Origin of the sequence: Anaerorudis cellulosivorans, from assembly GCF_025943985.1 — a bacterium.
GTDB lineage: Bacteria > Bacteroidota > Bacteroidia > Bacteroidales > Dysgonomonadaceae > Anaerorudis > Anaerorudis cellulosivorans.
Window position 1 is genome coordinate 58,983 of sequence record NZ_JAPCWE010000010.1, and the last position, 14,669, is coordinate 73,651.

At 40.8% G+C, this 14,669-nt stretch carries 8 protein-coding genes and 1 tRNA gene; 5 read left to right on the forward strand and 4 right to left on the reverse strand.

Annotated elements, in window-relative coordinates; all coding sequences use genetic code 11:
* The first annotated feature begins 33 nt into the window (after positions 1–33).
* From OLM34_RS07075 to OLM34_RS07095, 5 genes are all read left to right on the forward strand, one after another.
* Positions 34–5,937 carry an alpha-2-macroglobulin family protein gene (locus OLM34_RS07075; protein ID WP_264406215.1) on the forward strand — a complete coding sequence of 1,968 codons (5,904 nt, stop codon included), beginning with the start codon at positions 34–36 and terminating at the stop codon, positions 5,935–5,937.
* 76 nt (positions 5,938–6,013) lie between these two features.
* Positions 6,014–6,403: a DUF1573 domain-containing protein gene (locus tag OLM34_RS07080; protein WP_264406216.1), complete on the forward strand. Its 390-nt coding sequence runs from the start codon at positions 6,014–6,016 to the stop codon at positions 6,401–6,403.
* A 95-nt stretch (positions 6,404–6,498) separates the two neighbouring features.
* Positions 6,499–7,593: a methylmalonyl Co-A mutase-associated GTPase MeaB gene (gene meaB, locus OLM34_RS07085; RefSeq protein WP_264406217.1), complete on the forward strand. Its 1,095-nt coding sequence runs from the start codon at positions 6,499–6,501 to the stop codon at positions 7,591–7,593.
* A 172-nt stretch (positions 7,594–7,765) separates the two neighbouring features.
* Positions 7,766–7,837, forward strand: a tRNA-Glu gene (locus OLM34_RS07090).
* Between the two features lie 50 nt (positions 7,838–7,887).
* Positions 7,888–8,622 carry a glycosyltransferase family 2 protein gene (locus OLM34_RS07095; protein ID WP_264406218.1) on the forward strand — a complete coding sequence of 245 codons (735 nt, stop codon included), beginning with the start codon at positions 7,888–7,890 and terminating at the stop codon, positions 8,620–8,622.
* On the opposite strand, the gene OLM34_RS07100 is transcribed toward OLM34_RS07095, so the two are convergent.
* The 4 genes from OLM34_RS07100 to OLM34_RS07115 all read right to left on the reverse strand — a co-directional run bounded on the left by OLM34_RS07100 (position 8,615) and on the right by OLM34_RS07115 (position 14,575).
* Entirely contained in the window at positions 8,615–9,733 is a 1,119-nt protein-coding gene (locus OLM34_RS07100; protein ID WP_264406220.1) for a glycosyltransferase family 4 protein, read from the reverse strand. The two genes, OLM34_RS07095 and OLM34_RS07100, sit on opposite strands and share 8 nt — an antisense overlap.
* 30 nt (positions 9,734–9,763) lie before the next feature.
* Positions 9,764–10,501: a YebC/PmpR family DNA-binding transcriptional regulator gene (locus OLM34_RS07105; protein WP_264406221.1), complete on the reverse strand. Its 738-nt coding sequence runs from the start codon at positions 10,499–10,501 to the stop codon at positions 9,764–9,766.
* A gap of 136 nt (positions 10,502–10,637) precedes the next feature.
* Positions 10,638–13,094: a phenylalanine--tRNA ligase subunit beta gene (pheT, locus tag OLM34_RS07110; RefSeq protein ID WP_264406223.1), complete on the reverse strand. Its 2,457-nt coding sequence runs from the start codon at positions 13,092–13,094 to the stop codon at positions 10,638–10,640.
* 218 nt (positions 13,095–13,312) lie between these two features.
* Complete coding sequence (locus OLM34_RS07115) at positions 13,313–14,575, reverse strand: phosphoglycerate kinase (protein ID WP_264406224.1); 1,263 nt, start codon at positions 14,573–14,575, stop codon at positions 13,313–13,315.
* Positions 14,576–14,669 lie beyond the last annotated feature (94 nt).

The window sequence follows — 14,669 nt, forward strand, 5'->3', positions numbered from 1 at the left end:
TAGTCGATTCAATTATTCGCAAACAACGCATCTATGAACAAAATTTACCTTACATTGCTCCTTTTGGCCTATGCTGCAGGAGTTTTTTCCCAGAATAACCTTTCGATGAATAAAGACCGTTATGAAGACGAATGGATAAAAGTGGTCGAATTTGAACAAAAATCGCTGCCTCGATCGGCTTCGAAAGTTGTAGATAATATTTTACGCAAGGCGATTGCCGAAAAAAACAGTCCTCAGGTAATTAAAGCGCTCATTCATAAAGGAAAATATGAATTGACTATAGATGCCGAAAACGATACGATTGTATTTGTGAAGCTGAATGAGATGCTTTTAAGGAGTACGGATAACATTGAAAAATCGGTCTTGCATTCCCTATTGGGCGAGCTTTATTTGCAGTATTATCATAAATATCGGCATGAAATTGACCGCCGGACTATTTTAACAGGGTATGTGCCTTCAAATATGAAGGAGTGGACAAGGAATATTTTTTTCGATAAAATTGTTGAGCATCTGAATACTTCGCTTGCCCCTCATGCTGAATTGGAAAGAACGAAAGTGGAAACGTATGCAACCGTGGTAGAGTTGGGAAAAGATTCTCGTCGGTTTTTCCCTTCAATGTACGATTTTTTGACACGGCGTGCCATCGATTTTTTCAAGCAGTTGAGTGGGAATGAAGATTTAAGCATAACGCTGGTAAAGAAGAATATTCAGCAGGAATTGCTATTCGCCCCGGCTGAAGTGTATATAAACTTGCCGTTTGATCCCTCCTCAACCGACTATCATTTATGGACATTGGAAACTTATCGTAAGTTGTTGCGATCGTTGCTGGAGTGCAAGATGGACGAATCTGTGCTGCTTGTCGAGTTGGACAAGCTCGAGCATTTGCGAAATTTGCCGTCGGCCTTTGATAACTATGCCTTACCTGCGTTGGAGAAACTGCTCTCGCGATGGGAAACCAATCCGATGAGTGTGGAGATTATCGATAAAATAGCCGATTTTTACCTGAATACATCCGTTCACACCTTGGCTTATCGTGCTGACGATTCGGTTCAAGTTGCAAAAAACAAGAAGGCATATGAACTTTTAAAAAAAGGGATAGAACAATTTCCCCGGTATGAACGGATAAGTATATTGCAAAACAAGTTGAATGTTCTTACGCATCCTTCACTGGTTGTTGAGGGGAGAAAAACATTTACTCCACGTGGCGAGAAGAAACTGAAAGTAACGTATAGGAACCTTCAGAAAGTAACGGCTAAACTGTATTGTATTACTGCACCTGTTTCATACCGTAGTGATGAGGGATTGATGAAAAATGAAAGAAAGGTGTTTGTTAAAGATATAGTATTTGAGTTGCCTACCCTTGAGCCTTATCGATTTGGGGAAGCGTCGTTTTTTGTCGATATACACGAGTATGGGACGTATAAACTGGAATTCGAGACAGATAAAAAAACGGACGACAAAGCTGCCTGTTATTTCTCGGTTTCGGATTTGTCCTCCTTTTCCCGAGCATTGGATTCGAATAACTATGAGTTTTTCGCGGTAAATAGAGTAACCGGAAAACCGATAAAAAAGGCGCAGATTCATCTTTATTCACTGAAAGGGGATTGGAAAAACCGCTATTATCGGAAAGAGAATGTGCTGATAACCGATAAGTCGGGTAGGGCTTCGTTTAACTTATCGAATAAAAAAGAGGGTAGGGATCTATTTTATCGGGTGGTTTCGGGAAAGGACAGTTGCTCTTTGCTTTCCCCCGTGCCCTATCGGTATGAGCAATATGTATCCGGCGAAAGTAGTCGCGAAACGGTCAATTTGTTTACCGACAGAAACGTGTATCGTCCGGGGCAGACGGTTTTTTTTAAGGTGATCGCTACGCGAACGGATGGGAGAGCTGCTGTTTTGCATCAAAATAAAACGTTAGAAGTTGTTCTTAAGGATGCCAACATGCAGGAAGTGGCAAAACAGCGGTTGAAGACTAATGAATTTGGTTCAGTTGCCGGAGAATTTGTACTTCCACGTCATGTGTTGTCGGGATATTTTCAACTTGTTTATGAAGATCAAGTGGTAGGATTCAGGGTGGAGGAGTATAAACGTCCTACTTTTGAAGTGATCTTCGATAAAATCAGCCAAACCTATGCTTTTGGAGAAGAAATTACGTTGAAAGGCAAAGCCGAAAGTTTTTCGGGAATAAAAATCCGGCAGGCAGGTGTGAATTATCGCATTCTTCGTCGACAGCCTTGGTGGCGATCGTTGGTTAGTTCTTCTGAATATTTCGATGGGGGTACAGTGGTTACCGATGAAAGGGGTGAATTTGAAATACGATTTATTCCCCGCAAGTCGGATGTCGATCCTGTTTTTCCTGCCGTATATACTTTTTCGGTGGAAGCGGTGGTTACCGATATCAATGGTGAAAGTCAGAGGGGAAATTATGATATAGTCGTTGGCGATGTTTCCATGATGTTGGACATCGAGATGACGGAGAAATGGGAGAAGAACGAAGCCCCTCAGATCGTTTTTTCTGCCAAAAATCTCGACGGAAATGAAATTGCGACAAAAGGAACCTATCGGGTTTTTTCCTTGTCGGAAAACGACTCTATTTCCCAACAAGTATTGGAAGGCAATTTTGTAACCGGCGAACAAATGGAGTTGAGGGCGAAACTGGGTCGATTATCTTCGGGAAAATATTGTATTCGGTTATTGGCAGAAGACGATAAGGGAAATACGGTGGAAGCAGAAAAAAAGGTGGTATTGTTTTCTTATGCCGATAAAAAACCGCCTTATAAAACCAATGAATGGTTGGTGGAAAAAAATACCACTTTTGGTGAAGGAGTAAATTCAGAAATTATCCTCGGAGTTTCCGACAAAGATGTCCCTGTTTTGTTTGAAATATGGCAAGGGAACAAGCTGCATAAAAGGGAGTGGGTTACCTTGAGCGAAGAAAACAGGACATTTCGTATTCCTTATCAAGCTCAATTGAAAGATCAGGCGTCGGTTGTTTTTACCTACATAAAAAACGAAAAATTTTATTCTCATCGGGTAGATTTGCAAGTTGAAAAAGAGAAGAAGGAATTGGGGGTAAAACTATCCGTTTTTCGCGATAAGATACGACCCGGCACACAGGAAGAGTGGCGATTGACGGTAACTGATGTGGATGGGAAACCGGCAAGGGCTGAAGTATTGGCTTCCATGTACGATTTCTCGTTGGATAAGATTTATCCGACTACAGCTTGGGAATGGAAAGTATCGGATGGGAGAGAGGCAATGAATAGGGTCCCGCTTATTTACAAGGATGTTTCTTTCGATAACGAATTTGTCACACAATATTTTCCGTTTGATGAAATAAAGATTGTGCCTTTTGTTTTCGATACCTTCAATTGGTTCGGATTCAGTTTGTTTTCGAGAAGTGATTTTATGACCAGGGGATTAACTTCGGATATAAAAGGGAATTTGATGGGAATGGCTTCAACAAAAAAAAGCAGGGGTGACAGCGAGGTGTTTTTTACATCTGCTCCTGAAGTGAATTTTCAATCCGATAGGGTGGCAAAAGGATCAGAGGAGAAAGCGGAGCCAATAGGGGGACAGAGTAAATTGCCCGGTTTCACGGATATTTACCAATCGCGGCGAAATTTCAATGAAGCAGCATTCTTTTTCCCTCAACTGCGGACTGACGACAAAGGCGAGACACAGCTGGCGTTCACGGTTCCCGAAAGTAATACCCGCTGGCGTTTTCGGGTGCTGGCTCACGATAAAAAGTTGAACGTCGGACAAATCGAAGCATTTGCCGTATCGCAGAAAGAGTTGATGGTTACGACCAACATGCCGCGATTTTTTCTTCAAGGTGACAAGACGGGAATCTCGGCAAAAATATCGAATCTTTCAGACCGTGATATCGCCGTGAATGTAAAAATCGAATTTTTCAATCCCATGACCAACGAGGTAATAAGCAACATTGCCGTTCAACAGGAGGTACAAACGTTTTCGCTTGCAAAAGGAGCTTCTTCTGCTGCATCGTGGATGGTTGACGTACCGGCCGATATCGATGTTCTTGGCGTGCGTATAATTGCCGAAAACGAATCGTTCAGCGACAGCGAACAACATGCCATTGCCGTGCTTCCCAATCGTATGCTCGCTACAGAAAGCATGCGCTTGGATGTACAGGCCAATGAAACCAAGGAATTTACAATGGATCGGTTGGCAAATCGTTCTTCCGATACTGCCCGGCCTTATCGTCTCACGTTGGAATTTGCTTCCAATCCGGCCTGGTATGCCATACAGGCGTTGCCGGTAATGAGCAATCCCGAAAGCGATAATGCAGTGAGTTGGTTTGCTTCGTACTATGCCAATACCTTGGGTTATCATATTTCGCAGGCTTATCCTCAAGTTGCTGCCATGATTGAGGTATGGAAAAAACAATCGTTTTCGGAAGAAACTTTTCTCTCGAATCTTCAAAAGAATGAAGAACTGAAAAATGTTTTGCTGGAAGAAACTCCATGGGTGTTGGAAGCTAAAAACGAAGCAGAGCAAAAGGAAAAACTGTCGTTGCTGTTCGATCCCAATCGTTCAAATCTGATCACTCGACAGGCTGTCGATAAACTTCGTGAGTTGCAGACTTCCGAAGGGGGATGGAGTTGGTTTAAAGATTTTCGCTCAAGCCGCAGCATCACGCAATATATTCTTTACGGGTTTAGTCAATTGAAAGAACTGAAGGCTGTCGAGTTTACCGACGATATTCGTACGATGCAGGCTAAAGCCGTTTCGTACATCGATTCCGAAGCGTTGCGAAGTTTCGAACTTTTCAAAAAGCAGGATAAGAATTGGAGAAACATCAAAACTATTTCTACACCCGATTTGGAATATTTATATGTTCGATCAGCGTATACGCAGTATGCATCGAGCAAAGAGGTACAAGAAATGGTCAATTTTTATACGGGGACATTGGTAGATAACTGGACAAAATACGGTTTGTATGAGCGTTCGCTTATTGCCTTACTGATGTCACGCCGGGGCAAGCAGTCTGTGGTGACCGATATCTTGAATTCATTTCGTGAACATGCTACGGTTAACAATGAAATGGGAATGTTTTGGGCAAACGACCGCAGCAATGTATTCATGTCGCAGTCGGCAATTTCGGTACATACGTTTATCATGGATGCATTTCGTATTGGTGGTGCAAAATCCGGTGAAATGGATAACATGAAACGTTGGCTTTTAAAACAGAAGCAAACAGAGATTTGGGAATCTACCCATGCTACAGTCGATGCCATATTCGCACTGCTGAGTACAGGAGGTAACTGGTTTTCTTCTCAGGGAGAAACCGCTATCAAGATAGGTGAAGAGGTTGTTAAATCCGATAATCAAGAACAAGGCACGGGTTATTTCAAAAAATCGTGGAATGGATCGGAAATTAAACCCGAAATGGGGAAAATTCAGATTGTTCATCAGGGGAATACACCTGCATGGGGTGCATTGTATTGGCAGTATTTCGAGGAAATCGATAAGATTGCCAATACCGATGCTTCGCTTGATATTGAAAAAGCATTGTTTATTGAACAAACAGGAGTATCGGGAAAAGAACTTGTTCCTGTTACGGAGAATCACCCTTTAAAAACAGGAGACAAGGTGGTTATCCGGCTTACCGTTCGCACCGACCGTGATATGGAGTTTGTACACTTAAAGGATCTGCGTGCTGCCTGTTTCGAACCGATCGATCAAATTTCGGGTACCTATTGGCAGGGAAAAACACGGTATTATCGGACTTCGAAAGATGCTTCCACACATTTCTACTTTGATCATATGCCTCGTGGTACATATGTTTTCGAATATGGAGTCTTTGTTAACAGAGCAGGCAGTTATTCGAATGGAACAGCAACCATCCAATGCCTGTATGCTCCTGAATTTACCTCGCATACATCGGGAATACGAATTAATGTTAAAGAATAATCGGTGTTTAAACTTATTGGTTATTTTTGTATCATAAAATACAACAAGAAAGAATTTTTTTTAATTAAATAGAGGAATGAAAAAGCGGGGTTTATTGCTTATAGTTGTTATGTTGACAGTTGGATTAGCTTTTGCACAATCCAAACCTGAAGCCAAATTCGACAAAACACAGCACGATTTTGGTTCGATTAAAGAAGAATTGGGGGCGGTAACGACACTATTCGAATTTACCAATGTGGGAGCAAGTCCACTTATTATTCAACGGGTTTCGGCATCTTGTGGATGCACTACACCAAGTTATCCGCGCGAACCTATTTTGCCGGGCAAGAAAGGTGTAATCTCGGTGAAATATTCCACGGTTGCTCGTCTGGGTTCTTTTAATAAAACGATTGCCGTGTACACCAATGTCCCCGATACGGTTTACGTGTTGACTATTAAAGGAAATGTAATTCCAAAGAGACAATAAATTCCTTTTTAAGATTTGGGTAATACAAACCGAATGGCGTATCTTTGCAGACAGATTGTGCTATTCGGTTTTTATGTTTTTATAAAACAAATGCTATGAAACATCCCGAAAATGATCCTGCTTATAAAGGGTTAAATGTGAACAAGGGTATTCCTCAACCACCCAGTATAAATCCGTATTTGAAAAAGAAGGCAAAACGGCGACAATATACGGTTGACGAATATGTTGACGGTATATTGGCCGGGAATATACCGATATTGAGTCAGGCGGTAACGTTAGTAGAAAGTTCAAAACCCGAGCATGAGGAAATGGCTCAAGCCATCATCGAAAAATGTTTGCCGCATTCCGGAAATTCTATTCGGGTAGGCATCACCGGCGTTCCCGGCGCAGGGAAAAGCACTTCTATCGATGCTTTAGGGATGTATTTGATCAATAAAGGGAATAAATTGGCTGTGCTTGCCATTGATCCTTCGAGTGAACGATCGAAAGGGAGCATTTTAGGGGATAAAACCCGCATGGAAAAGCTCTCTGTTCAAAAAAATGCATTTATTCGTCCTTCTCCTGCAGCCGGTTCGTTGGGTGGTGTTGCCCGAAAAACGCGAGAAACCATTATTCTTTGTGAAGCCGCCGGATTTAACTATGTTTTTGTGGAAACGGTTGGAGTAGGGCAATCGGAAACCGCCGTGCATTCAATGGTCGATTTCTTTTTGTTAATCCAGCTTGCCGGTACGGGAGATGAGTTGCAGGGCATTAAACGCGGGATTATGGAAATGGCCGATGGTATCGTTATTAATAAGGCCGATGGAGACAATATTGAGAAAGCCAAAATGGCACAACGACAATTGCAAAATGCACTGCATTTGTTTCCGGTTCCCGAATCGGGATGGACTCCACGCGTACTGACCTATTCGGCTTACTACAATATCGGGATTGAGGAAATTTGGGATATGATTCACGAATACATCGATTTTGTAAAGGGAAATGGCTATTTTGAGCGTCGCCGAAACGAACAGGCCAAATATTGGATGTATGAAACGATTGACGAGCAGTTAAAAAATAATTTCTATCGTAATCCGGTTATCGAAGAGCTTATGCCCCGGCTTGAAAAAGAAGTGCTTTCGGCGCAGAAAACTTCATTTGCCGCAGCTAAAGAAGCGTTGGACATCTATTATGGAATGCAAAAAAGATAAATTTTGGGACAAAAATGATCCCGACTTTTTCTGACGGGTTTCATCGAGCATTTTATTCGTGAAGATTCGCAGTTTTTTAAAATTGTATGTGTGTTTTTTTGAAAGAATGGAGAATTTATTTACTTTTGTGCTTCCATTACATTCTTTGCATTTATAAAGAAATTTACCTAACGGCGCACTCTTCTAACGGTTAGGAATCCTGCTTCTCACGCAGGCAATAGCGGTTCGATTCCGCTGTGCGCTACATTTTTCAATATATTTCCTCTTCTTTGTTTATTTGTTAATTTGATTCTCTTGAAAAAGAAATTTATATCGGTTGTTACTGTATGTTTTAATGCTCAAAGTTTAATAGAAAAAACAATTCAGAGCGTAATTTCTCAAAATTTTATAGAAAAGGAATATGTTATTATTGATGGCGGTTCCACCGATGAAACAAAAACTATCATTCAATCGTATTGTCGGCAAATTGATGTGATAGTTTCAGAACCAGATCAAGGAATATACAATGCCATGAATAAGGCTATTGATCTTGTTTCCGGTGAATGGGTAATTTTCATGAATGCAGGAGACCTTTTTGCAGACAATAAAGTTTTAACAAATATCAGTACATACTTAGATTCAAATATTGATGTGCTTTATGGTAACATATTAGTTGAAAAGGGGGGAAGATTAATAATGAAAGATTCTCCTTCAAATATAAAAAATATTCATCGAATGCCGTTTTGTCATCAAGCTGTTTTTACACGTTTATCTTTGCTTGAAAAATATCATTTCGATGAAAAATATGCGTTATCATCCGATTTTAAATTTTTCAAGCAATTAATTCGTGATGGTGTATCTTTTCGAAAAATTGATATGCCGATAACTGTCTACGATAAAAAAGGATTATCCCATGTACAACGTTCTAAAGGATTGTCCGAGAATATAAAAATAATAAAAGAATTGGATAGTGTATCGGATAAAATGCGTTTTTTGCCTCGTTTATATTTTGTGAAAACATGGAATAATTTAATGTGTGCTTTTAAATAAGTGATCGATAAGCAGTCATAAGTTGATGTGCTATTTTATCGTCAGTGAAATTCTCGGCATGAGCATAACCCGACGAAATCATTTGTTTTTTGAAATCAGCATCGGATAAAACTCTTTCTATAGCGGCTCCTAATTCCTCGGCGTTGTGAGGATCAATATACAGGGAAGACGAACCTCCTGCTTCTTCTAAGCAGTTACCTTTAGAGGTTATTACAGGTACTTTGCAACATAAAGCTTCCAAGACAGGGATACCAAAGCCTTCAAAGAGAGAAGGATAAATAAAAATTTCTGCTTGGGAATATATTGCCGGAAGATCATTTGTTTGGACATTATGAAGGAAAAATACCTGAGAAGAAAGGTGATATCGCCGTGCTGTTTCAATGATTTTTTGTTTATAATCGGTTGGATTTCCAATAATGACGAGGGGGATGGAAAGATGACTGCAATGCATGGCTTCAACAATAAGCGCTGCATTTTTACGTTCTTCGATAGCTCCGACATTGAGTAAAAAATGGGAGGGTAAACTATATTTTTGTCTAACTTTTTCTTTTTCAGATTCTGAAACAGGCTTTCTGAAAATGAAATTGCACCCTTGGTAAATAACGGTTATTTTGTTTTCCTCTATTCCAAAAAATTCGATAAAGTCATTTTTTGTTTGGTTACTTATCGCAATGATTTTATCGGCAACTTTGCAAGCATATTGGTTTTTCTTTGTGAAAATATGGCGATAGGAAGCAGAATAAAATTCGGGGTATCGAAGAAAAATAGCATCATGAACCGTGACTACTGATTTAACATTTGTCTTTTCTATTCCGATAGGCAACTCTTGGCTGAGTCCGTGATAAATATCGATTTTTTCTTTTTTTATCTGACTGCAAATTCCTTTGCTTCTCCAAAGAGAAGGGAAGGTATTCCAAAACCATCCTTCCGGAAGAATTTCATTCATGTTTTTCTGCAAGGGCAACAAAGAGGTGTTTACCTGTTTTGGATTGAATAACACATATCGATTCTCAGGATAATATTCGGAAAGGATGCGTACCGTATCCCGGCTGTAATTACCAAGTCCTCTTGCATTGTGGTATGCTCTCTTGGCGTCGAATCCGATGTTCATTATTCACAAATTGATGAATGTGTCGATTCCCTAGTTTCCCTCTTCCTGCTCCTCAACTTCTTCCATATTATGGAAAACGTTTTGAACATCATCGTCATCTTCAAATTTTTCGAGTAGTTTCTCGATTTGTGCGCGTTGTTCCGGATTTAATGATTTGGTTTCTTTTGGGAAACGTTCAAATTCAGCTGATTGAATTTCAAAACCATTATTTTCAAGATAAGATTGAATGTCGGCATATGATTTAAATTCGCCATAAAGAACAATTTCATTTTCATTTACTTCCACTTCATCTACCCCATAATCGATAAGTTCCAGTTCAAGGTCTTCCAGGGAAATCCCTTCTTTGGGTGCAATTCTGAAAATGCATTTACGGTCGAAAAGAAATTCAACACTGCCTGATGTACCTAATGAACCGCCGTGTTTATTGAAATAGCTCCGGATATTGGCTACTGTGCGTGTAGGATTGTCGGTAGCCGTTTCAATGAGAATAGCCACGCCGTAAGGACCATATCCTTCATAAACCATCTCCTTGTAATCGGAAGCGTCTTTTTCCGAAGCCCTTTTTATTGCCCGTTCGATGTTATCTTTCGGCATATTCTCTTTTTTGGCTTGTTGGATCAAAACCCGCAGACGGGGATTTGTATCGGGATCGGGCCCTCCTGATTTTGCCGCAATCGTGATTTCTTTTCCCAGTTTGGTAAATACGCGAGCCATGTTGCCCCAGCGTCTCAGTTTTCTTTCTTTACGATATTCAAATGCTCTTCCCATACTCTTTCAGTTTTCAGTTTTCAATTGCTAAATTTCCCTATTGGGAAAGGTATTTCATGTGGTGTTATTTATTGGATTTTTGAATTTTCTTTTTTCAATAATTTATATCTAACCTGTTTATCACAAATCAAGGGTGCTAACGTAAAACGGCATTCAACTCTTTTTCAAGATCCATTCTTATTTTTTGCATAATGGCATCAATTTGTTGGTCGGTAAGCGTTTTTTCCTTGTCTTGCAGCACAAAATTTATGGCATACGATTTTGTGCCTTCGGGGAGATTGTTTCCTTCATATACATCGAAAAGGGAAACTTTACTCAGCAGTTTTTTTTCGGATTTGCGCGCTACCTGCTCGATTTGTGCAAAGGTAACCTTTTTATCCACAAGCAATGCCATATCACGGCTCACAGCCGGGAAGCGGGTTATTTCGGAAAAACGGACAACCAGATTTTTTGTTTCTTTCAATAAGGTATCCATATTTATTTCGGCAAAAAAAACATCCGTATCGATGTCGAATATTTTCCGCATTTTTGTTGATACAATTCCCCAGCTGCCAATCCTTTTCCCCTTCTTGCGCATGTTCATTCCTGTGGCAAAAATATCATTTTGGAAGGGCTCATGAATAATTTCATCGGCTATTCCCAGTCTTTTCAGGATATTTTCTATATGAGCTTTTAGTTCGAAAACCGAGCTTTCGGCATCAGGTGCAGCCCAATTTTTGTGGGTGCGTTTGCCGCAAATCCACATTCCCAAATGGGTCTCTTCGGCATAAGGTGCTAGAAGATCGTTTTCATTTTTCTTTTTCGGATCAAAGAAATAGCAGTTTCCGAATTCATAAAAGCGTAAATCGTTGTGTTTGCGGTTACGATTGTAAGCAATACTTTCCAAGCCGCCAAAAAGAAGGGTTTGACGCATTACGCTGAGATCATTGCTTAGTGGATTAATAATGGTAACGCACCGGCTTGCAGGAAAGGTTTCGGTGTTTTCGTAATAGGTTTTTTTTGTGAGTGAATTGTTCATAATCTCATAAAAACCCACAGCTGTGAGCTGATCCGAAATCAATGTTTGTATCTTGTGTTTGCGGTCGACAGCCGTTTGAAAGGAAAGATTTGATTTTAGCGAGCTGCTAAATCCAATATTATCGTAACCATAGATACGCAAAATATCTTCTATCACATCCACTTCGCGAAGTACATCCACACGGTACGTGGGTATGCGCAGTGTTAATTCACTTGCCGTTTCCTGTTCTATTTCTATTTCAAGGCTTTCGAGAATGCTTTTGATCGTTTCTTCCGGAATTTTTTTCCCAATAAGAGAGTCCGCTTTTTCGTATCTTAAAATCACCCGAGGCTTTTCGACGTGATGAGGATATATGTCGCGGATTTCACCTTCTATTTCTCCTCCGGCAAGCTGTTTTACCAACAAAGCAGCGCGCATAAGTGCATAGACCGTATTATTAGGGTCAGTGCCCCGTTCAAACCGGAAAGAAGAATCGGTATTTAATCCATGACGTCGAGCTGTTTTACGTATCCATGTGGGATTAAAATAGGCAGATTCCAAAAAAATATCTTTTGTATTTTCTGTGACTCCCGATTTTAAACCGCCGAAAACGCCGGCAATGCACATTCCCTCTTCTTCATTACAAATCATCAGGTCTTTGTCGCTCAATTCATATTCTTGTCCATCGAGGGCGATAAATTTTGTTTTATCGGGGAGGGTGCGTACAATGATTTTGTTGCCGGTGATGTATGCGGCATCAAAAGCGTGCATGGGTTGTCCTGTTTCATATAAAATATAATTGGTGATGTCAACAATATTGTTGATTGGACGAAGTCCGATAGCCTCCAGTCTGTTTTTCAGCCAATTGGGGCTTTCTTTAACTTCTACACCGCGGATTGTTAAACCCGAGTAGCGGGGGCAGGCTTCCGTATTTTCTACAATGACGTCTATCCCTCCTTCTTTTTTATCGATTTTGAATTCGTCAACCGAAGGTTTTGTAAGTTTATACGGTTTCCCGGCTTGTTTTAAGTAGGCAGCCAGATCGCGTGCCACCCCATAATGGGAAGCAGCATCCGATCGATTGGGTGTAATATCCACTTCGAGCACATAATCGGTTTCTACGTTATAATATTCTTTTGCGGGAATACCGACTTTTGCATCGGGGGGTAGTACGATAATTCCATCGTGTGATGTTCCGATGCCGATTTCATCTTCAGCACAAATCATTCCGAATGACTCTTCACCGCGGATTTTGGATCGTTTAATGGTGATTTCTTCTTCTCCCATATAAAGTTTGGTCCCGATTGTGGCAACTACCACTTTTTGTCCTGCAGCCACATTGGGCGCTCCGCAAACGATTTTTAGCGGTTCGCCGTTTCCAATGTTTACGGTTGTGAGATGTAAATGATCGGAATTGGGATGAGGGATACAGGTCAGTACTTCACCGATAACCAACCCTTCCAATCCGCCTTTAACAGATTGAAATATGTCAACGCTTCCTGTTTCGAGACCGATTGAAGTGAGCGCATCGGCGGTTTCACGGGGTGACAAATCGAATTGCAGATAATCTTTAAGCCAGTTGTATGAAATATTCATGCGATTGATTGTATTTAGCAATATTCACCGGGACGAATTAACGTCATCATGTGAATAATAAATTTCAGCCTTTTTGAAAAAGTGCTCAAAATTACAAAAAAACGGCGGAAATAGGAAAAATAAACCAAAAAACCATATGGAACGCAATTGTCCATATGGTTTGTCTTGGTAAGCTATTATTTTGGGAAGCCCATTCTTCCGAAAGAGCATATCCTGTATCAATATCCTCTGATCGCTTTAATTCCCGGAAGGACTTTGCCCTCGATCATTTCGAGCAATGCACCGCCGCCGGTGGAAACATAGGAGAACTTGTCGGCGAGGCCGAATTTATTGACACAAGCCACTGTGTCTCCTCCTCCGATGAGAGAGAAAGCGCCTTTTTCGGTGGCTTCAACAATAGCTTCGGCAACAGCGCGTGAACCATGATCGAAATTATCGAATTCGAAAACTCCGACAGGCCCGTTCCAAAGAATGGTTCTGGAATTTTTGATGACTTCGGCAAATGCTTTTTCCGACTCGGGACCGATGTCGAGCCCTTGCCATCCATCAGGTATATTATTTACCGGAGCAAAGGCGGTGTTGGCATCGTTGCTGAATTTGTCGGCTATTTTGGCGTCGGTAGCCAGAATAAGATTCACCCCTTTTTGTTTGGCTAGATCTGTGATTTCGCGAGCCAAATCGAGTTTATCATCTTCAACAATAGAATTGCCGATTTTGCCGCCAAAAGCTTTGACAAAGGTATAAGTCATTCCTCCTGCAAGAATGAGGTTGTCCACTTTTTCGAGTAAATTGGTAATGATATCGATTTTTGTGGAAACTTTTGATCCACCCATGATAGCAGTAAAGGGATGCTGTGTTTCGTTCATGACTTTTTCAACAGCATTGATTTCATTTTGCATGAGGTAACCAAATAATTTGTGGTCGGCATCGAAATAATCGGCAATCAATGCAGTGGAAGCGTGAGCGCGGTGAGCTGTGCCGAATGCGTCGTTGACATATACGTCAGCATACGATGCCAGTTTTTTGGCAAATTCTTTTTGTGCCTCTTTTATTGCTTTTTTGGCAGCGGCTATTTCTTCTTCTGTGGCATTTTCAGGCAAATTGCGCGGTTTGCCCTCTTCTTCGGCATAGAATCGGAGATTCTCGAGCAATAATACTTGTCCCGGTCTTAATGCTGCAGCTTTTATGGCGGCCTCTTCGCCTACACAATCACCGGCAAATTCAACATCTACGCCTAGCAGTTCGGAAAGACGGGGAAGAATGTGTTTTAACGAGTATTTATTGTCGGGTCCTTTTGGACGTCCAAGATGCGAACCGATAATTACACTTCCTCCGTCTTGAAGTATTTTTTTTAATGTCGGTATGGCTGCACGGATGCGTGTATCGTCGGTAATGTTGAAATTCTCATCGAGCGGCACATTGAAATCCACGCGGACAAACGCCTTTTTGCCGGCAAAATTAAAAGAATCCATTGTTTGCATAGTCTATATGTTTTAAAAATGTAAATGGTTTATTAATGAAATATAAGCAGAGAAACTATCTGCAAAAGTAACAAAATTATGCGGTTTTTTTACC

Bases quoted from the DNA above. Each gene is read 5' to 3' on its own strand.
- OLM34_RS07075 (WP_264406215.1), top strand. From the start codon at position 34: ATGAACAAAATTTACCTTACATTGCTCCTTTTGGCCTATGCTGCAGGA.
- OLM34_RS07080 (WP_264406216.1), top strand. From the start codon at position 6,014: ATGAAAAAGCGGGGTTTATTGCTTATAGTTGTTATGTTGACAGTTGGA.
- meaB (WP_264406217.1), top strand. From the start codon at position 6,499: ATGAAACATCCCGAAAATGATCCTGCTTATAAAGGGTTAAATGTGAAC.
- OLM34_RS07100 (WP_264406220.1), bottom strand. From the start codon at position 9,733: ATGAACATCGGATTCGACGCCAAGAGAGCATACCACAATGCAAGAGGA.
- OLM34_RS07105 (WP_264406221.1), bottom strand. From the start codon at position 10,501: ATGGGAAGAGCATTTGAATATCGTAAAGAAAGAAAACTGAGACGCTGG.
- pheT (WP_264406223.1), bottom strand. From the start codon at position 13,094: ATGAATATTTCATACAACTGGCTTAAAGATTATCTGCAATTCGATTTG.
- OLM34_RS07115 (WP_264406224.1), bottom strand. From the start codon at position 14,575: ATGCAAACAATGGATTCTTTTAATTTTGCCGGCAAAAAGGCGTTTGTC.